The sequence below is a fragment of the Nocardia asteroides genome (assembly GCA_019930625.1).
Taxonomy (GTDB): Bacteria; Actinomycetota; Actinomycetes; order Mycobacteriales; family Mycobacteriaceae; genus Nocardia; species Nocardia sputi.
The window spans coordinates 4,716,216-4,738,835 of record CP082844.1 but is presented as its reverse complement, the minus strand read 5'-3'; the positions used below and the strand labels follow the sequence as shown (position 1 = coordinate 4,738,835).

25 protein-coding genes and 2 pseudogenes are annotated in these 22,620 nt (G+C 69.6%); 16 read left to right on the top strand and 11 right to left on the bottom strand.

The features are described from left to right. Positions 1 to 25: 25 nt before the first annotated feature. Positions 26 to 1,198, bottom strand: a complete 1,173-nt coding sequence (locus K8O92_21910; protein ID UAK30554.1) for a sensor histidine kinase — start codon at positions 1,196 to 1,198, stop codon at positions 26 to 28. Positions 1,199 to 1,299: 101 nt separating this feature from the next. On the opposite strand from K8O92_21910, the gene K8O92_21905 reads away from it, so the two are divergent. Next, positions 1,300 to 2,067 carry a TSUP family transporter gene (locus tag K8O92_21905; protein UAK30553.1) on the top strand — a complete coding sequence of 256 codons (768 nt, stop codon included), beginning with the start codon at positions 1,300 to 1,302 and terminating at the stop codon, positions 2,065 to 2,067. Here the strand turns inward: K8O92_21905 and K8O92_21900 are convergent, their stop codons facing one another. Next, a complete protein-coding gene (locus K8O92_21900) occupies positions 2,068 to 2,664 on the bottom strand; it encodes a TetR/AcrR family transcriptional regulator (protein UAK35869.1) in 597 nt (198 codons plus the stop codon). A 186-nt stretch (positions 2,665 to 2,850) separates the two neighbouring features. Between K8O92_21900 and K8O92_21895 the strand changes: the two genes are divergently transcribed. Next, a complete protein-coding gene (locus K8O92_21895) occupies positions 2,851 to 4,413 on the top strand; it encodes a TldD/PmbA family protein (GenBank protein ID UAK30552.1) in 1,563 nt (520 codons plus the stop codon). 68 nt (positions 4,414 to 4,481) lie between these two features. Further along, positions 4,482 to 5,798, top strand: coding sequence for a TldD/PmbA family protein (locus tag K8O92_21890; protein ID UAK35868.1), 1,317 nt, complete (start codon positions 4,482 to 4,484; stop codon positions 5,796 to 5,798). A gap of 10 nt (positions 5,799 to 5,808) precedes the next feature. Here K8O92_21890 and K8O92_21885 read toward each other — a convergent pair whose 3' ends face one another. Both K8O92_21885 and K8O92_21880 read right to left on the bottom strand, forming a co-directional pair. Further along, the gene (locus K8O92_21885; protein UAK30551.1) at positions 5,809 to 6,192 is read right to left on the bottom strand and encodes a PPOX class F420-dependent oxidoreductase; all 384 of its coding nucleotides are present in this window, start codon (positions 6,190 to 6,192) and stop codon (positions 5,809 to 5,811) included. Between the two features lie 40 nt (positions 6,193 to 6,232). Further along, entirely contained in the window at positions 6,233 to 6,781 is a 549-nt protein-coding gene (locus K8O92_21880; protein UAK30550.1) for a PadR family transcriptional regulator, read from the bottom strand. A 113-nt stretch (positions 6,782 to 6,894) separates the two neighbouring features. Between K8O92_21880 and K8O92_21875 the strand changes: the two genes are divergently transcribed. Next, complete coding sequence (locus tag K8O92_21875) at positions 6,895 to 7,611, top strand: glyoxalase (GenBank protein UAK30549.1); 717 nt, start codon at positions 6,895 to 6,897, stop codon at positions 7,609 to 7,611. Between the two features lie 9 nt (positions 7,612 to 7,620). Here K8O92_21875 and map read toward each other — a convergent pair whose 3' ends face one another. Further along, entirely contained in the window at positions 7,621 to 8,385 is a 765-nt protein-coding gene (gene map, locus K8O92_21870; protein ID UAK30548.1) for a type I methionyl aminopeptidase, read from the bottom strand. 105 nt (positions 8,386 to 8,490) lie between these two features. Between map and K8O92_21865 the strand changes: the two genes are divergently transcribed. Both K8O92_21865 and K8O92_21860 read left to right on the top strand, forming a co-directional pair. Next, the gene (locus K8O92_21865; GenBank protein ID UAK30547.1) at positions 8,491 to 8,754 is read left to right on the top strand and encodes a helix-turn-helix transcriptional regulator; all 264 of its coding nucleotides are present in this window, start codon (positions 8,491 to 8,493) and stop codon (positions 8,752 to 8,754) included. A gap of 125 nt (positions 8,755 to 8,879) precedes the next feature. After that, positions 8,880 to 9,762: pseudogene (locus tag K8O92_21860) on the top strand (IS5 family transposase). Between the two features lie 9 nt (positions 9,763 to 9,771). On the opposite strand, the gene K8O92_21855 reads toward K8O92_21860, so the two are convergent. Further along, a complete protein-coding gene (locus K8O92_21855; GenBank protein ID UAK30546.1) occupies positions 9,772 to 10,938 on the bottom strand; it encodes an epoxide hydrolase 1 in 1,167 nt (388 codons plus the stop codon). Positions 10,939 to 11,157: 219 nt separating this feature from the next. On the opposite strand from K8O92_21855, the pseudogene K8O92_21850 reads away from it, so the two are divergent. Then, positions 11,158 to 11,643: pseudogene (locus K8O92_21850) on the top strand (histone deacetylase). 110 nt (positions 11,644 to 11,753) lie between these two features. On the opposite strand, the gene K8O92_21845 reads toward K8O92_21850, so the two are convergent. Beyond that, positions 11,754 to 13,025: a helix-turn-helix domain-containing protein gene (locus tag K8O92_21845; protein ID UAK30545.1), complete on the bottom strand. Its 1,272-nt coding sequence runs from the start codon at positions 13,023 to 13,025 to the stop codon at positions 11,754 to 11,756. Between the two features lie 250 nt (positions 13,026 to 13,275). On the opposite strand from K8O92_21845, the gene K8O92_21840 reads away from it, so the two are divergent. After that, positions 13,276 to 13,611, top strand: a complete 336-nt coding sequence (locus K8O92_21840) for a hypothetical protein (GenBank protein ID UAK30544.1) — start codon at positions 13,276 to 13,278, stop codon at positions 13,609 to 13,611. Between the two features lie 21 nt (positions 13,612 to 13,632). On the opposite strand, the gene K8O92_21835 is transcribed toward K8O92_21840, so the two are convergent. Continuing rightward, entirely contained in the window at positions 13,633 to 13,806 is a 174-nt protein-coding gene (locus tag K8O92_21835; GenBank protein UAK30543.1) for a hypothetical protein, read from the bottom strand. 125 nt (positions 13,807 to 13,931) lie between these two features. Next, positions 13,932 to 14,264, bottom strand: coding sequence for a hypothetical protein (locus tag K8O92_21830; GenBank protein UAK30542.1), 333 nt, complete (start codon positions 14,262 to 14,264; stop codon positions 13,932 to 13,934). Between the two features lie 145 nt (positions 14,265 to 14,409). Here K8O92_21830 and K8O92_21825 point away from each other — a divergent pair, with 145 nt between their 5' ends. Continuing rightward, positions 14,410 to 15,513, top strand: coding sequence for a glutamate--cysteine ligase (locus K8O92_21825; GenBank protein ID UAK30541.1), 1,104 nt, complete (start codon positions 14,410 to 14,412; stop codon positions 15,511 to 15,513). Between the two features lie 21 nt (positions 15,514 to 15,534). Here the strand turns inward: K8O92_21825 and K8O92_21820 are convergent, their stop codons facing one another. Beyond that, complete coding sequence (locus K8O92_21820) at positions 15,535 to 16,272, bottom strand: anti-sigma factor (GenBank protein UAK30540.1); 738 nt, start codon at positions 16,270 to 16,272, stop codon at positions 15,535 to 15,537. Between the two features lie 397 nt (positions 16,273 to 16,669). Between K8O92_21820 and K8O92_21815 the strand changes: the two genes are divergently transcribed. The 7 genes from K8O92_21815 (at position 16,670) to K8O92_21785 (ending at position 21,980) form a co-directional block, all read left to right on the top strand. After that, on the top strand, positions 16,670 to 17,224 hold the full coding sequence (locus K8O92_21815; GenBank protein ID UAK30539.1) for a tellurium resistance TerZ family protein: 555 nt from the start codon (positions 16,670 to 16,672) through the stop codon (positions 17,222 to 17,224). Positions 17,225 to 17,401: 177 nt separating this feature from the next. Then, on the top strand, positions 17,402 to 17,818 hold the full coding sequence (locus K8O92_21810) for a phage holin family protein (GenBank protein UAK30538.1): 417 nt from the start codon (positions 17,402 to 17,404) through the stop codon (positions 17,816 to 17,818). Then, positions 17,815 to 18,210 (top strand): DUF3618 domain-containing protein, encoded by a 396-nt coding sequence (locus tag K8O92_21805; protein UAK30537.1) that lies wholly within the window; start codon positions 17,815 to 17,817, stop codon positions 18,208 to 18,210. The genes K8O92_21810 and K8O92_21805 overlap by 4 nt, the downstream gene beginning before the upstream one ends. After that, positions 18,207 to 18,464 carry a DUF4235 domain-containing protein gene (locus K8O92_21800; GenBank protein ID UAK30536.1) on the top strand — a complete coding sequence of 86 codons (258 nt, stop codon included), beginning with the start codon at positions 18,207 to 18,209 and terminating at the stop codon, positions 18,462 to 18,464. The genes K8O92_21805 and K8O92_21800 overlap by 4 nt, the downstream gene beginning before the upstream one ends. Before the next feature lie 669 nt (positions 18,465 to 19,133). Continuing rightward, positions 19,134 to 19,502, top strand: coding sequence for an STAS domain-containing protein (locus tag K8O92_21795; GenBank protein UAK30535.1), 369 nt, complete (start codon positions 19,134 to 19,136; stop codon positions 19,500 to 19,502). A 115-nt stretch (positions 19,503 to 19,617) separates the two neighbouring features. Further along, on the top strand, positions 19,618 to 20,970 hold the full coding sequence (locus tag K8O92_21790) for a cytochrome P450 (protein ID UAK30534.1): 1,353 nt from the start codon (positions 19,618 to 19,620) through the stop codon (positions 20,968 to 20,970). Between the two features lie 50 nt (positions 20,971 to 21,020). Continuing rightward, the gene (locus tag K8O92_21785) at positions 21,021 to 21,980 is read left to right on the top strand and encodes a YafY family transcriptional regulator (GenBank protein ID UAK30533.1); all 960 of its coding nucleotides are present in this window, start codon (positions 21,021 to 21,023) and stop codon (positions 21,978 to 21,980) included. A 68-nt stretch (positions 21,981 to 22,048) separates the two neighbouring features. On the opposite strand, the gene K8O92_21780 is transcribed toward K8O92_21785, so the two are convergent. Then, positions 22,049 to 22,573, bottom strand: coding sequence for a hypothetical protein (locus K8O92_21780; GenBank protein UAK30532.1), 525 nt, complete (start codon positions 22,571 to 22,573; stop codon positions 22,049 to 22,051). Positions 22,574 to 22,620 lie beyond the last annotated feature (47 nt).

Sequence of the window (22,620 nt, the reverse complement as noted above, 5' to 3'; positions counted from 1 at the left end):
CCCTCGCGTACGAGCAGGGCCCGGCTCACTCCGGCGGACCGGGCCGCAAGGGGATGCTGGCGCGCACCCGCCAGGTCCCGTCGGCGTCGCGGCCTGCGTCGAGGCTGCCGCCCAGCACGGCGACCCGTTCGCGCATCCCGACCAAGCCGAGGCCGCTGCCCTCGATGCGCGTGCCCGAATCGTGCAGCGGCACACCGCCGGTATCCGTGACATCGATCAGCACGTCGGCCTCCGTGCGACGCACCCGCACCCACGCCTTGGGGTGCGGACCGGCATGCCGCAGGGTGTTGGTCAGCGATTCCTGCACGATGCGATGCACGCCGAGGCTGACCTCGGGCGCGATGTCGTCGAGTTCGCCGGTCAGCTCGAGTTCCACGGCCAAGCCGGTGCCGCGCATCATCTCCACGACCTTGGCGATGCCCGCGGTGCCGTGCTGGGGCAGCTGGTCGGGGGCGTGCTCGGTGCGCAGCAGGGCGACGGTTCTGCGCAGCTCGCGCAGCGCTTCGCGGCCGGTGCTCGCGATGGTGGCGAGCGCCTGTTCGGCCGCGTCGGGGTCGCGGCGCAGCGCGTACTTCGCGCCGTCGGCCTGCACGATGATGACGCTCACCGCGTGGGCCACCACATCGTGCAGTTCGCGCGCGATGCGGGTGCGTTCGGCCGCGACGGCGTCGTGCGCGCGCCGCTCCTTGTCGTAGTCGGCGACCGCGAGCCGCGCCGCCACCTCGGCGTCGTAGGCGTGCCGCGCGCCGATGAATTCCGCGAGCGTCCAGGACAGCGCGTAGAACATGGCGGTGAAGACGATGTCGGGCCCGGAGGGTTTCCCGATCGCCACGATCGCGAGCGCCAGATCCGCCGCCAGGCCGGCCCCGTACCAGAGTCCCTCCCGCCTGCCGACGTAGGCGACCAGCGTGTAGAGCATGATGCCGTGGGACAGCAGCGCTATGTGCTCGGCGTCGTCTTCGGTCAGGAACCCCACCAGCGACGTCGTCAGCGACAGGGCCAACGTGACCGCCGCCATGGCCCGGGGATACACCCGCCGCAGGGTGACCGGCAGCGGAAGCAGCACCCCGATCGCCAGGTAGGCGAGTTTGTTGTGCGCGTTTCCCACCCCGACGATCTCGAGCAGCAGGAGAACCGCCGCCAGCACCGAATCGGCGACGATGGGCTTGCCTCTGAGCCACAGACTGAAACGGCGCACGTGGTCAGCCTAGGTGCGCCCGGAAGCCGGACACGCCGCACCGGCGGAGGGCTCCCCGCCGCGGCGTACGCCTCCCGACCGGGGTCTGGTTGTCTGACGGGGTGGAGATCGGAGACTGGGCGGTTTTGTTGACGGCGGCGACGGCCGCGGGGTGGGTGGACGCAGTGGTGGGCGGCGGCGGGCTGATCGTCCTGCCGACGCTGTTCGTGGTGGCTCCCGGGATCGCGCCGCAGACCGCGCTGGGGACGAACAAACTCGCCGCGGTCGCCGGGACGAGCGCCTCGGTGCTGACCTTCGCCCGCAAGGTGCCGATGCGCTGGCGGGTGCTGCTGCCCGCCGCGACGATCGCCGCGCTGACGGCGGCGCTGGGCGCGGCCGCGGTCTCGCTGATCGACCGCGAGCTGTTCGTTCCGATCGTGATGGTGGTGCTGGTCGGCGTCGCCGTATTCGTCACGCTGCGCCCCTCGATCGGGGTCACGCTGGCCACCCACCCGCCCACCCGGCGGAAGGTCGTCCTCACGGTGGCGCTGGCGGCGGGATTGATCGGCTTCTACGACGGCCTGCTCGGGCCAGGCACCGGAACATTCCTGATCATCACCTTCGCGACCCTGCTCGGCACCGAGTTCGTTCGGGCCGCCGCCATGGCCAAGGTGATCAACTGCGGCTCGAACCTCGGCGCACTGCTGTTCTTCGGGGCGACCGGGCACATCCTCTGGGCGCTCGGCGCGGCGATGGCCGTCGCGAACGTGCTCGGAGCGGTGGTCGGCGCGCGCATGGCGCTACGGAAGGGCGCCGAGTTCGTGCGCATCGTGCTGTTGGTGGTGGTGATCGGGATGGTGATCCGGTTGGGCTGGCAGCAGTTCGGCTGATCAGCCGACCGGCCCGGCGTGGTGGGTGGCGAGCCAGGGTTGCAGCACCCGCGAGGTCGTCTCGTGAATCTTGCGGTGCAGGCGCTCACCGTCCTCCACCCCGGTCACCGGTTGCTGGAACAACACCGTCAACGCACCCGACACCGCGCCGACGACGGCGCCGACCAACGCGGCCGCACCGACTTCGTCGAGTTCGGCGGGGAACGCCTTGTGCAACTGCCTGGCGATCTCCCGCTGGGTGACCAGCTGGGCGTGGGCGGCGCGGCCGCTGACCGCGGGCACGGTCCGTGACACCTGGGCCCGCAGCGCGCCGATCCGGGCATTGAGGTCGTCGACGAGGTGCTCACCGGGATTGTCACCGGCGGCGCGCAACGCGCGCAGCAGGACCTCCACCGGACGTTCCCCCGGGCGCCTGCTCGCGATGGCCGCCACCGCGGCGCGCACGCGCTCGTCGGATTCCGGGAACAGCAGCTCTTCCTTGCTGGCGAAATAGTTGAAGAACGTGCGCGTGCCGACGTCCGCCGCCGCGGCGATGTCGGCCACCGTCGTCTCCTCGTAGCCTCTGGTCTCGAACAGCTCGGCTGCGGCTTCGAGGATGGCTCGGCGGGTACGTTCGCGTTTGCGGTCACGGAGCGGGGATGGCGGCACGCGGGCACAGTAAGGCATCCGGTGAGCAACACGCCGCAAGCCCGAATGTCGCGCGCGCCGTTCACGCTGCGCTACCGAGCATTCGGCGCGAGCGGGCAGCCGATGCGCTTTCACACAGCGTGATCACCCCATCTCATGCTGTCGGCGGCACCGACTAGGTTGGTGCGGGTGAGCATCGCGACTTCCAGAGACGTGGACGCCGAGTTCCTCGACCTGCCACTGGCCGCGCTCGCCGATGCCGCCTTGGCCGCGGCCACGGCGTCCGGCGCGGAGCACGCCGACCTGCGGGTGCACCGCCTGGTCACCCAGTCGATCCGGTTGCGCGACGGCCGGGTCGAGGCCGTCACCGACAGCATCGAACTCGGCTTCGCCGTGCGCGTGATCGTGGACGGTACCTGGGGTTTCGCTTCGCACGCCGCGCTGACCCCGGCCACCGCCGCCGAGGTGGCGCGCACCGCCGTCACCGTCGCGACCACGTTGCGGGCGCTCAACCGCGAACGCGTCGAGCTGGCCGAAGAGCCGCGCTACGCCGGCGCGCGCTGGGTCTCGGCCTACGAGCTCGACCCGTTCGCCGTGCCGACCGGCGAGAAGGTGGCACTGCTGCAGGACTATTCGGAGCGCCTGTCGCACGCCGACGGGGTGGATCACGTCACCGCGAGCGTGTTGCAGGTCAAGGAGCAGACCTTCTACGCCGACACCGCGGGTTCCTCGATCACCCAGCAGCGGGTGCGGCTGCACCCGAGCCTCGAGGCGATCACGGTGGACGCCTCGGCGGGTGTGTTCGAGACGATGCGCACGCTGGCCGCTCCGGTGGGCCGCGGGTGGGAGTACGTCACCGGCGCCGACGGAGTGTGGGACTGGGACGGTGAACTCGCGCGGATCCCGGAGTGGCTGGCCGAGAAGGTGAAAGCGCCCAGCGTGCAGGCCGGACCGACCGACCTCGTCATCGACCCGACCAACCTGTGGCTGACCATCCACGAATCCATCGGTCACGCCACCGAATACGACCGGGCCATCGGTTACGAATCCGCCTACGCGGGCACCTCTTTCGCCACGCCGGACAAGCTCGGCACGCTGCGCTACGGCACCCCGATCATGCAGGTGACCGGCGACCGCACCGAAGCCCACGGGCTGGCCAGTGTCGGCTACGACGACGAGGGCGTCGCCGGGCAGCGGTGGGATCTGGTCCGCGACGGCCTCCTGGTCGGCTACCAACTGGATCGGGTGTTCGCGCCGCGCTTGGGCCTGGACCGTTCCAACGGCTGCTCGTACGCGGACTCGGCGCATCACGTGCCGATCCAGCGGATGGCCAACGTCTCACTGCAACCCGACCCGGATCGGGACACCAGCACCGAGGAGCTGATCTCGCGGGTGGACGACGGCATCTACATCGTCGGCGACAAATCGTGGTCGATCGACATGCAGCGCTACAACTTCCAGTTCACCGGCCAGCGGTTCTTCCGCATCCGCGACGGCAAGCTGGACGGCCAGTTGCGCGACGTCGCCTACCAGGCCACCACCACCGATTTCTGGGGAGCGATGGAGGCGGTCGGCGGACGCTCGACCTGGCAGCTCGGCGGCGCGTTCAACTGCGGAAAAGCCCAGCCCGGCCAAGTCGCCGCGGTCAGCCACGGCTGCCCGTCGATCCTGGTACGCGGCGTCAACGTGCTCAACACCCGGACGGAGGCAGGCCGGTGACCGACGATCTGTTCCCCGCGAGCGCGACCGTGGAGCGGGCGCTGGCGCTCTCGCGCGCCGACGAGACGATGGTGATCGTCCGCGACGAGCACGAGGCATCGCTGCGCTGGGCCGGGAACTCGATGACCACCAACGGGTCGTCGGTCTCGCGCAACTGGGCGGTGATCGCGGTGTTCCGCGACGGGCCCACCCGCGCCCGCGTCGGCACGATCGCCTCGACCAGCGTGGACCCCGGCGACATCGAGGCGGTAGTGCGCGCCGCCGAGGAGGCCGCGCGCGGCGCCGAGCCCGCCCGGGACGCGATGCCGCTGCTCGAACCGGACGCCGTCGACGACGACTGGGCCGCTCCCGCGGGAAGCACCGGCATCGAGGTGTTCACCGGTCTGGCCGACGGTTTGGCCGCCGGGTTCGACAGCGCCGACCGCCTCTACGGCTTCGCCCACCACCAGATGCATACCACATGGCTGGGCACCTCGACCGGCATCCGCCGCCGTTTCGTGCAGCCCACCGGTTCGGTGGAGATCAACGGCAAACGCGGCGACGGCGCGGATCTGGCCAGCGCGTGGGTCGGTGTGGGCACCGCGGACTTCACCGATGTCGACGTCTCCGGCCTGCTCGCCGACCTGTCCCGGCGCCTGGACTGGGCCAAACGCAAGATCGAGCTGCCCGCGGGCCGGTATGAGACCTTGCTGCCGCCCTCGACCGTCGCCGACCTGATGATCTATCTGGCGTGGTCGATGGAAGGGCGCGGCGCGCAGGAAGGGCACACGGCGTTCGCGCGGGCGGGCGGGACCCGGGTCGGCGAGCGTCTCAGCACTGTTCCGCTCACGCTCTACTCGGATCCGTACGCACCCGGTCTGGAATACCGTCCGTTCGTGGCGGCGACCGCGTCGTCGGAATCGATGTCGGTCTTCGACAACGGCCTGCCCGCCGAGCGGGTCGACTGGCTGCGCGACGGCGTGATCTCCGCGCTGATCTATCCGCGCGCCACCGCCGCCGAGTTCGATGCGCCTGCCACGGTGCCCGGAGAGAACCTGCTGCTCACCGGAGGTTCGGACGCCACGCTCGAGGATATGATCGCCCGCACCGAGCGGGGCCTGCTGCTGACCACCCTCTGGTACATCCGCGAGGTCGATCCGGCGACGCTGCTGCTCACCGGTCTCACCCGGGACGGGGTGTATCTGGTGGAGAACGGCGAGGTCACCGCCGCGGTGAACAACTTCCGGTTCAACGAGAGCCCACTGGATCTGCTCCGGCGCGTGAGCGAGGCGGGCGCGACCGAACACACGCTGCCGCGCGAGTGGAAGGACTGGTTCACTCGCACGGCCATGCCGCCCATGCGCGTTCCCGACTTCCACATGTCGTCGGTCAGCCAGGCCACCTGACCCGGAGAAATCAGGCGGCCGGGCTGATCTCGATGCCGATGGTCCCGGCCTTGCCGCGCCGCAGATTGCTGCCGAGGATGATCAGCGGACCGGTGAGCCAGTATTTGCGCCGCAGCAGCTTGCGCACCCGTTCGGTGCCTTCGGCGTCGAGGATCCGCCCGGTCCCTTCGACCACATCTCCGTGCGGCTTACCGGTCGCGCTGCACGGTTGCACGGTGACCGCCGGATTGCGGCGCAGGCGCTTGACCTTCCAGCTGTCGGTCACGGTCCAGACGTACAGTTTGCCGTTCTCGGACACCGCCCACACCGCGGTGCCGACGGGGGTTCCGTCCTTTCGGAAGGTGGTCAGCAGCACGTAATCGGCCTTGGCGACGGCGTCCAGCGAATTCGTCATGCGGGCAGCGTATCCCCCGGCCAGGCGACTCGCCGATGTCCTACTCCGGCATCCGGTACTCCCCCGCCTCCAGGCGCGCCACCACGCCGTCGGTCCACTTCGACAGGGTGCCGAACACGCCGCTCCACAACTCCAGCAGATCGGTCGCGTGCGGCGCGTCGTATCGCCCCGGGAATTCCGGGATCATCGCCACCAGGCCGGCGCGTACCTCCTCGCTGCGGCGGCGCTGTTCACGCAACTTCGCGATGACGTGCGCCCTGGGCAACGCGTCCATGAAGGCGATGCCCGCGCCCAACTCCTCCATGTCGATGCTCACCAGCGCCTCGTCCATGAGCCGGCGGAACTCGGCTTCGCCCGCCTCGGTGAGCTCGAACAGCGTGCGCCCCGGGCCTTGGTCGCTGTTCTCGGTGCCGAACGTGCTCAGCTTCCCCTCACGCGTGAGCTGCTTCAGCGCGTGATAGATCGAACCGGGCTTGACGTTCGTCCAGGTTTCGGCGCGCCAGGACAACAGTTCTCGACGCACGGCGTAGCCATGCACGGGCTGACGGAGGCGCATCACCCCCAGCACCAGTAAGCGCACCACCGACACGGAGACCTCCTTTTCCACTCCCGGTCGTATGGTACTCAAGTTTGACTTCCGCCCCAGATCGACCCTAAGCTCGACTACTCAAAGTTGACTACTGTAGGTGATCGAGAGGTTCCATGACCGACACGGCGGTACCGCAGCTCTGGACCAGCGATCTGGTCGGCACGCTGGATTTCTACAAGACACTCGGCTACACCGTGACTCACGAACAGACCCGGCCCTACGTCTACGGCGCCGTGGAGGATCGCGGTTGCGCTCTGCACTTCGTGTCCGTTCCCGACAGCGGCGACGTGCCCGCCGAACGCGCCGGCTGCCTGGTCATGGTCGACGACGTCGCGACCAGGCATCAGCTCTTCACCAAGGTGCTGCGCGCGCGATACGGCAAGGTACCCGCGAAGGGCCTTCCGCGGATCACCCGCTTCCGGCCCGGGCAGAGCCGGTTCACCGTGGTCGACCCGGCAGGCAATCAAGTGATCTTCATCCAGCGCGACGAACCCATGAAAGTCGAGTACGGCGGATCGAAAGCGCTGGAGGGACTGGCGAAGGTGCTGGACAACGCCCGCATCCTGCGCGATTTCAAGAACGACGACAAGGCCGCGTTCCGCGTACTCGAGGTCGGCCTCGGCCGGTTCCGAGCCGAGGCGCCGCGGCTGGACGTGGCCAGGGCGCTGGCGGCACTGGCCGAAGTGTCGGTCGCGATCGAAGACCCCAGCCGCACCGAGCAGTTCCGCGCCGAGCTGCGCGCGATGGAGTTGTCCCCGGAAGAACGCGCCGCCGTCGCCGACGAGCTGCGCGCTTCGGAGGACCTGGCCGCGTGGCTGTCCGGCGCGTAGTCGCGGCGGTCAGGCCGCGGTCAACACCTCCGGCCCGTCCGGCGTGATCGCGACGGTGTGTTCGGAGTGGGCGGTGCGTGACCCGTCCGCCGACCGGATGGTCCAGCCGTCGGGGTCGGTGACGATCCGATCGGTCGTTCGTGCGAACCAAGGCTCGATCGCGATGGTCAGCCCGGGCCGCAACCGGTAGCCACGCCCGGGGCGGCCGTCGTTGGGCACGTGGGGATCCTCGTGCATGGTGCGCCCGAGGCCGTGACCGCCGAACTCGGTGTTCACCGGATAGCCGTGCTCGCGGGCCACCGCGGCGATGGCGGCGGAGATGTCGCCGATGCGATTGCCCGGCATCGCGACCGCGATCGCGGCGGCCAGCGCCTCCTCGGTTGCTCGCACCAGCCGCAGGTCCTCCTCCGCGCCCCCGCCGACGACGACCGTGGCCGCCGAATCCGCGACCCAGCCATCGATCCCGACCGCGAGGTCCATGCTCAGCACGTCGCCGTCTCGCAGCGCGTAGTCGAACGGAAGCCCGTGCAGCACGGCGTCGTTCACCGACAGGCAGACCGTGTTCCGGAAGGGCCCACGCCCGAACGAGGGCGCGTAGTCCCAGTAGCAGGACTGCGCGCCACGCTCGCGGATGCGCTCGCGAACGTGGGCTTCCAGGTCGAGCAGGTTCACTCCCACCCGGGCGCGCTCACGCAATTCGGTGAGCACGTCCGCGACGAAGCGCCCCGCCACTCGCATCCGCGCGATCTCCGCGGGACTCTTCAACTCGACCATCGATCCTCCAGAACATCGGTATTTTAATACCATCATAGCTCCGTCGGTATTTTAATACCAACCGAGTCGCTTGCGGTATATAAATACCGTCCGTAGCCTGAGCGCATGGTCCGCCTCCCCTTGACTGCCGCGCAGATCGAAGCAGGCCGCCGCCTCGGTGCCGCCCTGCGTGCCGCACGCGCCGACCGCGAACTCGGCGAAGTCGCACGCGCGGCCGGGATATCACCGGAAACGCTACGCAAGATCGAGACCGGTCGGTTGCCTTCTCCCGCGTTCGGCACCGTGGTGGCGTTGGGTCAGGCGCTCTCGGTCCCCCTCGACGACCTCGCCGGCATCTGGCGCTCCGCGGGTCTGGCCGAGTCGGCCTAGGGAAGCGGTTCGGGGCGGCGCGCTCGTGCGGCCGCCCGGCGCTCGGCCGCTAGGGGGTGTCCTCAAAGTTGCTGCGGCGGATCTGCTTTGTGGCCGGTGGTGTTCTGTTTTGATGTCGCGTTGTGGTGCGCAGGCATGAGTTGACTGATGAGCAGTGGCAGGTCGTGGCGGGGTTGCTGCCGGTGTCGGGGGCCAGGGGCCGCCCCAGGGTGGATGACCGGCGGGTGGTCAACGGCATGTTGTACAAGGCCAAGACCGGGATCGCCTGGCGGGACCTGCCGCAGCGGTACGGGCCGTGGAAGACCGTCTACAACCGGTTCTGGCGGTGGTCGCGCAACGGGACCTTGGCGCTGCTGGTGGCGCGGGTTCGGGTGGTCGCCGAAGCGGTCGCCGAGCTGGATCGGGAGGTGTCGGTGGACTCGACGATCGTGCGCGCGCATCAGCACGCCGCCGGTGCCCGCCGCGGTCGGGTGGTCCATACCGGCGGAGACCGGGTTCTACCCCGAGGCAGGCGACGAGCCCGCTGACCACGCGATCGGCCGTTCCCGTGGTGGACCGACGACGAAGATCCACCTGGCCTGTGACGGGCTGGGGCGGCCGTTGTCGGTCGTGCTGACCGGCGGCAACGTCAACGACTGCACCGTGTTCACTCGAGTGCTGGCCGGTATCCGTATGCCACGCCCCGGGCGGGGCCGGCCGTGGACACGGCCACGTCGGGTGCTGGCCGACAAGGGCTACTCTTCACGAGCGATCCGGGAGCATCTGCGCAGACGCGGGATCGCTGCGACGATTCCCGAACGTGCCGATCAGCAGGCCCACCGCCGTCGTCGCGGCCCGGCTGGTGGTCGCCCGCCGAGTTTCGACCCGGTCGCTTACCGGCGCCGCAACGTGGTCGAGCGTTGCTTCAACCGGCTCAAGCAATATCGGGCCATCGCCACCCGATACGACAAAACCGCAACCTCTTACCGCGGCATGCTCGACCTGGCCACCCTGCTCATATGGCTTTGAGGACACTTCCTAGCCGCGATGATCGCGGAAGAACGCGCGTACGTCCGCCACGAACAGTGCGGGTTGCTCCGCCGCGGCGAAGTGCCCTCCCTCGGCGAATTCGGTGAAATGCTCGATGTGACCTTCCGGGTTCATCACGCGACGCATCAGCGGATGCGTGTTGAACACGGCCCATCCCTGCGGCACCCCGGACGGCGCGACCCAGTTCCGGCCGGAATGGGCGGACTCCCAAAGAAATTGCGCCGCCGACGCGCCGCTGCGGGTGAACCAGTAGATGCTGATATTGGTCAGCAGCAGGTCGCGATCCACCGCTTCGCCTTCCGGACGCGCCGGGTCGGTCCACATTTGGAACTTCTCCGCGATCCAGCCGAGTTGCGCGACCGGCGAATCGGTCAGCGCGGCCGCGAGGGCGTTCGGCTGGGTGCTCTGCAGCATCAGGTAACCCTTGTGCTGATCCCATTCCTCGCGTGCGGCCGCGATCTCGGCGCGTTCGTCGTCGGTGAGCCCGTCCGGCATCGGCAGCTGCTCGCCCACCAGGCCGAGCATGCCCCGGTCGCTGTTCACATGCGTCGCGATCACCCGCTCCGGATGGGTAGCGGCCAGTCGCCCGGTGATGCCCGCGCCGATGTCGCCACCCTGCGCCACGAATTTCTCGTAGCCGAGCCTGCTCATCAACTCCGCGAACGCCTCGGTGGTGCGCGCCAGCTCCCATCCCGTCGAGGCCAGCGGCGTGGAGAACCCGAACCCGGGCAGCGACGGGATCACCACATGGAACGCGTCCGCCGGATCGCCGCCGTGCGACCGCGGATCGGTCAGCGGACCGATCAGGTCCACGAACTCCACCACCGAGCCCGGATAGCCGTGCGTGATCAGCAAGGGAATCGCGTCCGGTTCGGGCGAACGGACATGGAAGAAGTGGACGATCTGCCCGTCGATCTCGGTGGTGAACTGGTCGTAGGCGTTCAGCCGCGCTTCCTGCGCCCGCCAGTCGAACTCCTCACGCCAGTATTCAGCCAGTTCCCGCAGGTATCGCGGCGCTATCCCGCGCCCCCAATCCCCCTCGGTACCCGGGACGACGTGCGGAAAGCGCGTCCGCGCGAGCCGCACCCGCAACTCGTCGATCTCGGCTTGGGGAATGTCGATGCGAAAGGGGCGGATCTGCTTCGTGTTCGTCATACAGAGCACTCTCCGCGCTATTGCGGAAGATTCGCTTCCGCAATTCTCCGAGATTCCGAGCGCGATTCCGGCGCGAACGGTCCACGTAGGTGGGCAGGGCGTGGCGAAGCGCCGAGAATGGGTGCCATGACGGCGTGGCATACCGAGGGGGCCGGGTCGGGGGCGGATGGCGATCGCCGCGCATCCGGCCTGGTCTGGTACGCGGCGTACGGCTCGAATATGTGCCCGAACAGGCTGCGTACCTATCTTCGTGGCGGCAGGCCGGAAGGCGGAGCCCTTACCTTGCCCGGCTGCCGCGACCCGTCCGACCCGGTCCGCTCGATACCCCTCCTGCTGCCGGGCGTGCTGTATTTCGCCACCGAATCGCTGACCTGGACCGGCGGCCGCGCTTTCTACGACCCGGGCTGTCCTGGCGAGGTCGCCGTGCACGCCCACCTGCTCACCGCCGCGCAGTTCTCCGACATCGTGGCCCAAGAGATGTATCGGGCACCGGGTGCGGAGGTGAAGTTGACCGAGGTGATCGACAGGGGCACAACCAGTCTCGGCTCCGGCCGGTACGAAACGTTGGTTTGCGCCGGCACCCACGCGGGGCACCCCGTGCTCACCTTCACCGCGCCCTGGCGCTATCGCGACGTGCGAGGCAATCCACCCGCCGCCGCCTACCTGCGGTACCTGGCGGCGGGTCTGCGCGTCGCGCACGGCTGGTCCATCCGGGCGACCGCGGGCTATCTCGCCACTCGTCCCGGCGCCGACCGGCGATGGACCCCCGAGGCAGTCCGCGCGCTGCTCGGCGCAGGCGAGGGGCGGCGTCGGGCCTACGAAGAGATCGTGGCGGTCCCGGACCACGCGCCGACCGGCGGTTCGCCCTCGGAGTCCCGGTAGCTGCGTGCGACCAGCGCGGCGCGTAGGTACCACACGCCGGATGCCTGTGCGGGGTCGAATCCAGTGAGCTGACCGATGCGCTTGAGCCGGTAGTCCACCGTGTTGGTGTGGATGTGCAGCGAGCGCGCGGTGCGCTGGCGGTTCAAGTTGGTACTGATATGACGTCTGAGCGTTTCGAGCAGTTCGGGGTGCTCGTCGAGCGGATCGAGCAGGGTCCGAAGCGTTTCCAGCCCGGGCCCCGGTCGGGTGAGCTGGTATTCCAGCGCCAGGTCGTCGAAGCGGAACAGCCCGCGTGTCCAGCGCAGCCGCTGCACCATGTCGAGCAACTCGTGGGCGCGGTCGGCGGCGGTCGGCACCTCGACCGGCGTCGCGGCGATCACCGTGGCGGCGATCGGTACCTGAGCCGCGCGGCCGAGGCTCTCCACCAGTTCGTCGAGCGCCTTGTCCTCGGGTTGCGCGGACGGCAGCAGGACGGTGCCGCCGTCGACGCTCAGCAGCGACAGCACCGTGTCACCGCAACGGGTCGCGAGTTCGGATTGCACTCGGCGCAGCTTTCGCCGCGCCACCACCGCCGCGTCGAGTTGCGGGTTGCCCTCCTCCGGATGAGGCGGAATCGCGAGCGCGAGAACCGAATACGAGTCGGCGATCTGGATGCCGCATTCGCGGGCCATGGTGAACGTGGGATGTCCGCCGAGCAGGGCCGAGGCGAGTGTGTGGGCGGCCGTGTGATGCTCGCCGACCACAGCACGCAACTCGGTCACATACGCGCGCGAGACGGTCGAGGTGATGGTGTCCAGGATCTCCAGCAGGCGGCGGCTGATGTCCTTGAGACTGTCGAAGTCGGCGGCGGTCGCGTTCGCGACGATCAGGTCGAAGCCGAGCTTGAATCCCTCGTGCACGGCGTGGTGGATGGTGTCGATCGGGATGCCCTCACGCGCCCAGCCCGCCGCGGCGTTGCGCAGCAGGAGGGTCTTCTCGGGGATGTCGCTGCCGTCGAGCATGCTGACGGCCAGTTCCAGACACAGACGGGTGATGTTGGTGATGTCTCCGTTGAGCGCCTCCCCGGGTAGCGTCCGGCAGTGCGCGACGGTCTCGATGAAGTGGCCGACCATTTTGCGCGACAGATTCCGCACGTCTCGCAGTGAAGAACTGGCCGGGCGGCCCGACAGGGTCAGATCCGGACCTGCCGAATCGGTGATGGACATGTGACTCCTTCCCTCCCCGATCGCGGAAAGTACTCAACGGTAACTTGACCGGATCGACGTTCCGAGGGCCGAGCCCCCGGTTGGGGACACCACCCGAATCGGACGGCCCGCCCCTGTGAAGCCTCACAAGTCGTATTCGCGCGGTCGAAAACTTTCGATCCCCGTCGTAACGTCGGTGGCGGCAGGGTCGTCGGGCGGAGGGAGGGCCATGAACATCGGCCCGCACGAAGAAGATCGGGACATTGCAGAGGTGTCCGCGAGATTCGATCGTGGCACCCACCGCGGCGGTCCCGACGCGCTGATCAGAATGGGTCTGGAATTGGCCCTCGTCCTGGTGGACGCGGCCGAGGCCGCGGGCAGCCTCGCACTGGGCCGGTTCGAGCACGCGGCGAGCCGGTGCGCCCAGGCGGGCGTTCCGATCGAAGCGGTGCACGCCGTCCTGCGCGACAGCGTGGACGCGCGCCTCGCGGTCCCCGCGACCGATTCTTCCGAGCGCCGCACACCGCGAGACCGGGTCGAGCCGGGCGTGCTCAGCGATTTCCTGGAAGCGTTGAACTCGGTCGTGGCGCGCAGCTACGCCAACTGATCGGACGGGAGAGCGCGCCGCTCACAGCGCGGCGACCAGAGCGGCGCTTTCCAGCGCGCATCCGTGACCGATGGTGATCCCGGAGCCACCGTGACCGTAGTTGTGGACTACGGGCGTGCCGGGCAGTACGGCGTGGTCGAGTTCCACGCGGACTTCGCGGCGGCCGGGGCGCAATCCGACCACGGTTTCCAGCACTTCACTGTCGGCGAGAGCGGGTACCAGGTCGCGGCAGCATGTCGGCGAGCGTATCCAGCCCGGCGCGCCACGCGGCGTTTTCGCAGCACCGCCCGTGGGAGGCGCGTGCGGTGCGGCTGTCGGCGTCAGTCGTCGTCGAGCGACGTGACGCCGGTGGTCACGGCCACCAGCGGCCACTGCGGCCCGGCACAGCCGGCGGTGACGGTGCTGCCCGGCGCGAAGCCGCCCCGGCTCTCACCGGTGCGGGCCATGTCCACCCGCATACCCGCCTGCTCGCCCGAGCCGACCAGCACGCAGTTCCAATCCTCGGCAGGCGGCTGGCTACTCACCGCGATAGTGCCCTCTTCCTGGGTGTCCGCCGACAACGTCGGTCCAGCAGCGGCCTGCCCGGCGCAGGCGGCGGCCACCGCCACGGCGGAACTCCCGGTCACGGCGAGACGTAGCGCGATCCGGAACATCCGACAACTCCTTCTCTTCCGGCCCCCTTGTGGTGCGCGTTGCCGCCTTTCGGCTGTTCAAACGGCCGTGAGCCGGGCAGCAACCAGTCGGCGATCCCCGCGCGATCACCTGACTAGGCCGCGCGGACTTGGGTATCGCACCCGCATGGACGATGGGCGCCTGACCGTCGGTGTGGAAGAAGAGTTCCTGCTCGTCGACCCCCGTACCGGCGCACCGCTGGCGCGCAATGTCGAAGTGGCGCGCACGGCCGAGGAGATCGGCATCGACCTGCAGCTCGAGCTGACCCGCTGCCAGGTGGAGGCCAGCACCGCCGTGCACACCGACATCGGCGCACTGCACCGGCAGCTTCGCGAATTGCGCCGCGGGATCGCCGCCTGCGCCGATCGCAACGACGCTCGCCTGCTCGCGGTCGGTATCCCACCGACCGTCCCGCACGATTTCCCGGTCACCGATACCCCGCGCTACCAGCGCATCGCCGAGAACTTCGGCATGCTCGCCCACGAACAGGGGCTGTCGGGATGCCACGTGCACGTCGGCATCCCGGACACCGAAACCGCGATCCAAGTCAGCAACTACCTGCGGCCGTGGCTGCCGCAACTGCTCGCCATGACCGCCAATTCGGCGATCTACCGAGGCACCGAGACCGGGTTCGCCAGCTGGCGCAGCATCTTGTGGCGACGCTGGCCCAGCGCCGGACCCCCGCCGTACTTCGAGTCCGCACGGCACTACGAGGCGATGGTGGCGATGATGCTCAACAGCGGCAGCATCCTGGACAAGCAGATGGTCTATTGGGACGTCCGTCCGTCGGTCTCGTTCCCCACCGTGGAGGTGCGGGTGAGCGACATCCCGGCAATGGTCGAGGAAACCGCGCTCTTGGCGGCAATGGTGCGCGCCATCGTCGCGACGGCGCGGAGATCTCTGGCCGCCGGCCACGTCGCGCCGCCGGTGCCCGCCGAAGTGCTGCGAGCCGCGTACTGGAAAGCGGCGCGTTCCGGACTTGCCGGTGAGGGTGTCGACCCCCACGACAGCAACGTGGCGCCCGTTCGCACCTTGCTGCTGCGGCTGATCGAGCACATCTCGCCCGCGCTGGAGGACGCTGGTGACCGCCAGTTCGTCGACGAGGCCTTCGCTCGCCTGCTCGCCCGCGGGAACGGCGCACAACGGCAGGTGCGGGCGCTGCGGGCGCGCGGCGAGGTCGATGATGTCGTCGAAGAGGTGGCGGGCGCGACCCTCGAAGGGTGCGACTAGCGCAGCGCTCCGACGCAACGGTCAGCTGAGCGCGACGGTGCCTAATCGCGGGGAGGTCGGCTCGGCCGATCCCGTCGCCGGTTCGATCGTGACGGCGAGAGCCTCCGCCGGATCGAATCCGGTCGCCACACCCAGCGGCGGCACCGTGGTCAGCACTCCCACCGAGCGCGCGGCACTGGCGGCGGACACCAGCCAGAGTTGGTAGGCCCGTCCGGGGGGCGGCTCGGGTACCGCGTCGAAGGTGATCGCGACGGCTCCGAGCTGATCGGAAGTGCTGATGGTCAGCCTGCCGCCGCTCGGCAGGGGGATCTCCCGGGACCGCGCGTCCGGTCGCCCGAGGATCTGGTCGGCCGTGATCGACGCGGCATGGGATCGGGCGATCCGCTCGGCCACCACCACGCTGCCCGTCCCCACTCCGATGACCACCGCGGCGGCCACCGCCAGGCGGAGCACGCGGCGGCGACGGAAGACCTCGCGGAGGTCACGGCGACCGCGCCGCGCGGCCGGAGCCGAGTCGTCGATCGCCCGGAGGATCTTCGACTCGAGGGTGGGGGGCGGGTTCACCGCCTCGGCGCCGCTCAGCGCCGCCAGCGTCTCCCGGATCCCGCGCACCGCGACCGCGAATGCCGCCGCGGTGCCGAAATCGGCTCCGGCGAGGCGGTTTTCGATGTGCCTGCGCTCTATCTCGGCCACCGCGTCCATCGCGTAGGGGTACGCCAGGTCGGTCAGCTCCGCGCGGCACGGCTCGGTGTCGGTCATGGCCGGTCGCCTTGTGACGGACCGACCGGATGTCCTGCACCGATCGCCCGCACCCCACCCGCCGATCGCGCGCTCGCCGCTACCTCGGGACTCGAACGGACCGCGGATCGCGCCGGCGAACGACCGCGCGTGGGTGGATCCGCGCCGCGGCCTCGGCGCACCTGCCCTGTGCCAACCCGCATGCCTTGGACTTCGCTGCGCTGCGCCTGGCGGATTGGATTCTCGCCATTTTCGACACCGGCACAGGTACGCTGCTCGTCCGCCGACTCGTCCCGATCGTCTCGGCACAAACGTCGCCCAGCGGTCACGCTCAGCGCGTCGGCCGACGACCAGAGCGCACTCGACGCCCGATGGCGGAGGCATACCGCCCCGGGCTCCGACGCAGAGGAGAATCCCTATGTTCACCGTGCTCCGCGACGAGCGCGGAATCCCGCTCGAGCTCGTCACCGTGGCGATCGGCTGGGACCCCGCCGCGCACCGGCGCTTCTTCGGCCGGCGCGAGGAGATCGATCTCAACGTCGCGGCTCTGCTCTTCGCCGCGGGCCGGCTGGTCGACGTCGTGTACCACGAACAGCTCAACTCCACGGACGGGTCGGTCCGGCTGCACGGCGACAGCATCACCGGTGAGGGGTCGGGCGACGACGAGATCATCAGCGTCGACTTGTCCCGGCTCGCCGCGGAAGTCACGACAGTGCTGTTCCTCGTCACCTGCTACACCGGCCAGAGTTTCGAGCGGATCGCGAACGCCTACTGCCGGGTGATCGACACCGCCGCGGGCACCCAGCTGGCCCGCTACGACCTCACCGGCGGCGGCGCGCACACCGGCCTGGTGCTCGGTCGAGTGCGTCGCACCGACGGCGGCTGGCAGTTCGAGGGGATCGGCAGAGGAGTGCGGGCTCGGCATCCGGTCGAAGCGATCGGGCAGATCGGCGACTACATCGATCCGTCCTGAAGCGATTTCGTCTGCGGCCCAATCGCTTCGGAACGCGGCGTGATCTCCGATCGCACGGGTGACCCACCTCCGTACGTCCCGAGCCCGCGGCGCGCGATCCCCGCGGAGGCGTCCGATTGGAATGCGGCCGCGCGGGTAGTCGCCCTGCAGGAGGTGCGACATGCCGAAGGAGGTCTCATGACCGGAACGACACCGACCCGCCCGCCAGCGAATTCACGGTCGGTCGCCGAGTTGGTGGAGGACGCCACCGCACAGCTGTCCCGGCTCATCCGCGACGAACTCCAGCTCGCCCGCGTGGAGATGCGGCAGAAGGGCAAACAGTTCGGGCGTGGAGCGGGCCTGGCGGGGGTCGCCGCGCTGCTGGCGTTCTACGGCGGGGCGGCGTTGGTCGCCGCGGCGGTGCTCGGGCTCACCGAACTGCTGCCGGGGTGGGCTTCGGCGTTGATCGTCGCGGGCGCGCTGCTCGTGGTCGCGGCGATCCTCGGATTGTCCGGAAAGAAGAGCGTGGAGACCGCCACCCCGCCGATACCCCAGGAAGCGGTCGAGGGCGTGCGCGAGGACATCGAAGTGATCAAGGACAGGAGGCGAGGATGAGCGACAGCCGATCGCAGGCTGGCAGGCCCGCCGACGACGTCGCGGCGCTGCGGCGCGACCGCGATCAGGCCAGAGAAGACCTCGGCAGGACGGTCGAGGAACTCGGCCACAAACTCGACGTGCCCGCCCGCGGCAAGGAAAAGGCGCACGACGCCGTCGAGGCGACCCAGCACGCGGCGTCGGAGGCGGCGCTCGCCGTCACGGAGAAGGCTCAGAAGGCCCGGACGGCCGCCGCGGGCCTCGCCCACCGTGCGGTGGAGGCGACACCGGAGCCGGTGGCCGTACGCGGCAAGCAGGCCGGTGCAGCGTTGCGCGCGCATCCGATCCCGGCCGCCCTCGGCGCCGCGGTGATCGCGGCACTGGTGTGGCAGATCGCACGGAGGCGGCGATGAAGACGCTCTACAAGCCACTCGGCATGGTGATCAGCGTGCTCGGTGGCCTCGCGGCGAACGCGGTGTTCACCAGGGTATGGAGTCGGATCAGCGGCGAACAGCAAGCACCGACATCCACCGCGCGGGATTACTCGTGGCGCGAAGTGCTCTTCGCCGCTGCCCTGCAAGGCGCCATCTTCGGGCTGGTCAAGGCTGCGATCGATCGCGCCGGCGCGACGGGCTACGAATCACTCACCGGCACTTGGCCCGAATAGGGACGATGATGCGATAACCGCGCCTCGCCGGCTGGAATCCACTGCCGCCGCCGTGATTCGGCACTCTCGGAGTAGCCGGATCCCGGCGGCGGTCGTGCGTTGTCCGGCCGTCGATCCTGCGTATGGATACTCCCTCACTCCTGAGATGGTGGCCGAGCTGCGGTCATGACACGAGAGCCGTTCTCGGGTGTGGCGATCGGTATTCGCTGCAGTCCCAAGCGTTTCCCGCAGGCCGCCCGGTTCGACCGGTACGAATCGCGGAGCGCAGGGACTCACCGCCCCCCCGGTTCCGGACGCGATCGACCCATCGCTGCCGCCCGTTGTGTGACTTGTCACCGGGTCGAGAACCGGCTCGCAACCTCGGTCTCCCCTCCTGTGCCCGGTTCGTGTTCACGGTGACGCATTCGCAGGCATGCCGCATCTTTGCCACAGCGACGAGTACTCGGGCGTCCACTTCACAACCGGCGTCCGTCCCCCTCTGGAACGGTGACACGCCCCCTTCCGATGCGGGATGAGGCGCACAGCGTGATTGCCGCGCGGCAGGATGGGGTAAGTTGACCGCGGAATGCTCGCTCTCTGCGCCGCGCCTGTGCGCAAGAGACGCGAACCGGAGCGGGAGGTCGACGTGGCGCACTGCCGAGGACGCGTCGCCGGCACGGGAGGTGGATTGTGAGTTCCGATAGCGCGCCCCGAGCGCTGGAGGTCGAGGTGCGGTCGTCGGAGGACACGGCGATCGTGACCGTGCACGGCGAGATAGACATGGCGTCCGCGCCACGCTTGCAATCGGCGCTCGACGAGGCGCTGCGCGACACACCGGCCGCGGTTGTGGTGGACATGTCGAACGTCGGGTTCCTCGGCTCCGCGGGGCTGAGCGTCCTGCTGGCGGCTTCGGAGGCCACCGGCTCGCGCGGCTTGCGCGTGGTCCCCAGTGACGCGGCGCGCAGGCCGATCGAGGTGACCGCGCTGGACCGCTTGCTCACCGTGTTCGACTCGGTCGAGGACGCGCTCGCGGTGGACGAGACCCAGTCACCGAGCTGAGCCTCGGCACCGCATCGGTGCAGTACAGAGCCCGCCACGGTTTCGACCTCCGGTCGCCGGGTATGTGCCCGGTCGTCGGCACCGTGCCGATCTGAGCGCACCGGGAGGAGGCCGTATGGCAGACAACCGCGAACACCGACTGGTGGGAGTGCCCGCGGTAGCGGCACTGGCGGATCTCGGATTCGCCTCGGTCGCCTCGGGCGTCATCGCGCGGCGTCGGCCGGTGCTCGGCTTGCTCGAACGCACCGGCGCCGATTCCCGGGCGATCGAGCGCGTGCGGCAGTTGCGGCGCGAGTTCGGGGCGGGACCGGTCGAGCTCGTGGTGCCAGGCCGCCGGATCGTCGTCGTTCTCGACCCGCAGGACGTCGGGCGGGTGCTGGCCGACGCGCCGGCCCCTTTTCATCCCGCCAATCGTGAGAAGCGGGCCTCGCTGCGCCAGTTCCAGCCGCACGGCGTCCTGCTGTCCGACGGGCCGATCCGCGACCAGCGCCGCGCCGTGAACGAGGCCGCGCTGGACTCCGCCGAGCCGCTGCACCGTCTGGCCGGGCCGTTCGCGGAGGCCATCGCGGAGGAGGCGCGCGAGATGATCGTGTCGGCCCTGCACCGCGGCCACCTGGACGCGCGGCAGTTCACCACGCAGTGGTGGCGGCTGGTCCGGCGGATCGTGCTCGGGCTGCGGGGACGCGACGACACCGTCCTCACCGACGAGTTGTCCCGGCTCCGCTCGGCGGGCAACTGGTCGTTCCTGGCGCCTGCGCATCGCAGGCAGCGCGATCAGTTCACCAACCGGTTATATCGCCACGTGGAGTCCGCTCCGCCGGACAGCCTCGCCGGTGCGCTGGCCGCGGTGCCCGCGGGCGGCGCCACCGATCCGGTCGGGCAGATACCGCACTGGTTGTTCGCCTTCGACGCGGCGGGCATCGCGCTCAGCCGCGCGCTCGCCGTGCTGACCACCCATCCCGAGCATCACGCCAGCGCGCTCGCCGACGCCGTCGACCCGGAGCGTGCCGACCTGCGCGGCTACCTACGCGCCTGCGTGCTCGAATCGGTGCGGCTGTGGCCGACCACGCCCATGCTGCTGCGGGACATCACCGCCGACACCCAGTGGCGCGACGGCGACGAGCGCTTCACCATCGCGGCGGGCGCCGCCCTGATGATCGCGGTCCCGGCGTTCCACCGGGATCCCGATCTGCTGCCGTTCGCCGACCAATTCGTCCCGGAGATCTGGCTGGACGGCCGCGCGGAGCAGTACCCACAACTCGTGCCGTTCAGCGCGGGTCCGGCCGACTGCCCCGGCCGCAATCTGGTGCTGTTCGTCACCAGCACGCTACTCGCGCACTTGCTGACCTCCGCCGACTTCCGGCTGCGGTCCACGCCGCGGCCCAACCCGGACGCACCGCTGCCGGTGGCGTTGAACAACTTCGGGCTCGACTTCACTGTCGAGCCGTGTATGACACAGGCCGGCTAGTTCGTCCATCGCGGAAGCGACACTTCCGCGATAGCTGTCATGATCTAGCGATGCTGGAAACCTCCGCCCGTCTGTTGCGGCTGTTGTCGCTGCTGCAGCTCCGGCGCGACTGGACCGGACCCGCGCTGGCCGACAGGTTGGGCGTGTCCACGCGGACTGTTCGGACCGACATCGAGCGGCTGCGGACGCTCGGCTACCCCGTCCACGCGACGCCGGGTGTCGCGGGCGGGTACCGGCTCGGGTCCGGATCGGCGCTGCCGCCGTTGCTGCTGGACGATGACGAGGCCGTCGCGGTGACGGTCGGGCTGGTCACCGCCGCCAACGGGGCGATCACCGGCATCGAGGAGATGGCGGTGCGCGCGCTGGCGAAACTGCAGCAGGTGTTGCCGTCTCGATTACGGCATCGGGTCGAGATGCTGACGGCCGCCACCGTGCACGTGCCCGGCGACGAGGAGTCGACCGTGGACGCGGCGGTGCTCACCGCGGTCGCGGGGGCGATCAGAGCGAGCGAGCGATTGCGCTTCGACTATGAAAGCCATTCCGGCACACCGTCCAGCCGGGATGTCGAACCGCACCGGATGGTGCACTGGGGGCGCCGCTGGTACCTCGTCGCCTGGGATGTGGAGCGCGGCGACTGGCGTACTTTCCGTGTCGACCGGATCACCCCGAAGATCCCGAACGGGCCACGATTCACTCCCCGTGCCCTGTCCGAAGAGGAGATCGCCGAGCGAGTCCGGCGCGGAGTGGGCACGGCCACCTGGGCCTATCGCGCCCGGGTACGGATGGCCGCCCCGGCGGAGGTGATCCGGGCCCGCATGCCCGCGGCGGTGGAGGTCGAACCGGATGGTCCGGATCACTGTGTCGCACATGTGGGTTCGGATTCGCCCCGGATGCTGACGCTGTATCTCGGTCTGGCCGACGTCGAATTCGAGGTCCTGGACTCCCCGGCCCTGGCCGAGCATCTGGTCGCCACCGCAGCGCGTTTCCGGCGGGCGGCGGGACGGCAATAGCACGCGGCCGCGCCCGGCGCGAGCGCCGAGCGCGGCCGATGCCGCCGACTGGCGGATCAGTCCCGCACCTACCGGCTCGCGCCCGCGGCGGCACCGATGAGTCCGCCGACCACGCAGCCGGGGAACACCCCGACAACGAAGAAGACGAGGCCGATCAGCGCCCCGACGGCACAGCCGATCGCCACACCGCCCAAGGTGGCCGCCGCGTCACCGATGAACCGCGGCGCACCCGGCTCCGGAATCGCGGTGCCGACCGGCGTCAAGGTCAGCGTCGTCCCGGCCGCATCGATGTGGGGAGCCACCCCGACCTGCTGGCCGAACATGGACTGCAGGGTTGTCGGCACCGTCGTCACCACCGCGCCGTCGGGCCCCAGCACCGCGATGCCGTCCGGCGTGCGGGCGAACGTACCGGAAGCGAGCGTGACCGCGGCGCTCGACCGGTCCGGCGCGACGGACGCGGTGTAGGCGACACCGCTGTGGTTCTCGCTCACCGCCGCACCATCGATCTCGGCTTGCCCAAATGCGGTCGCCGCGGTCACGCCGGTGGCGGCAATGGTCAGCAGCGTGGTCGCAACCAAATTCCTGAACTTCATGAGCCTTCCCATCCTCAGCAGATTCGATCTGTCGTTACCTGGGTACA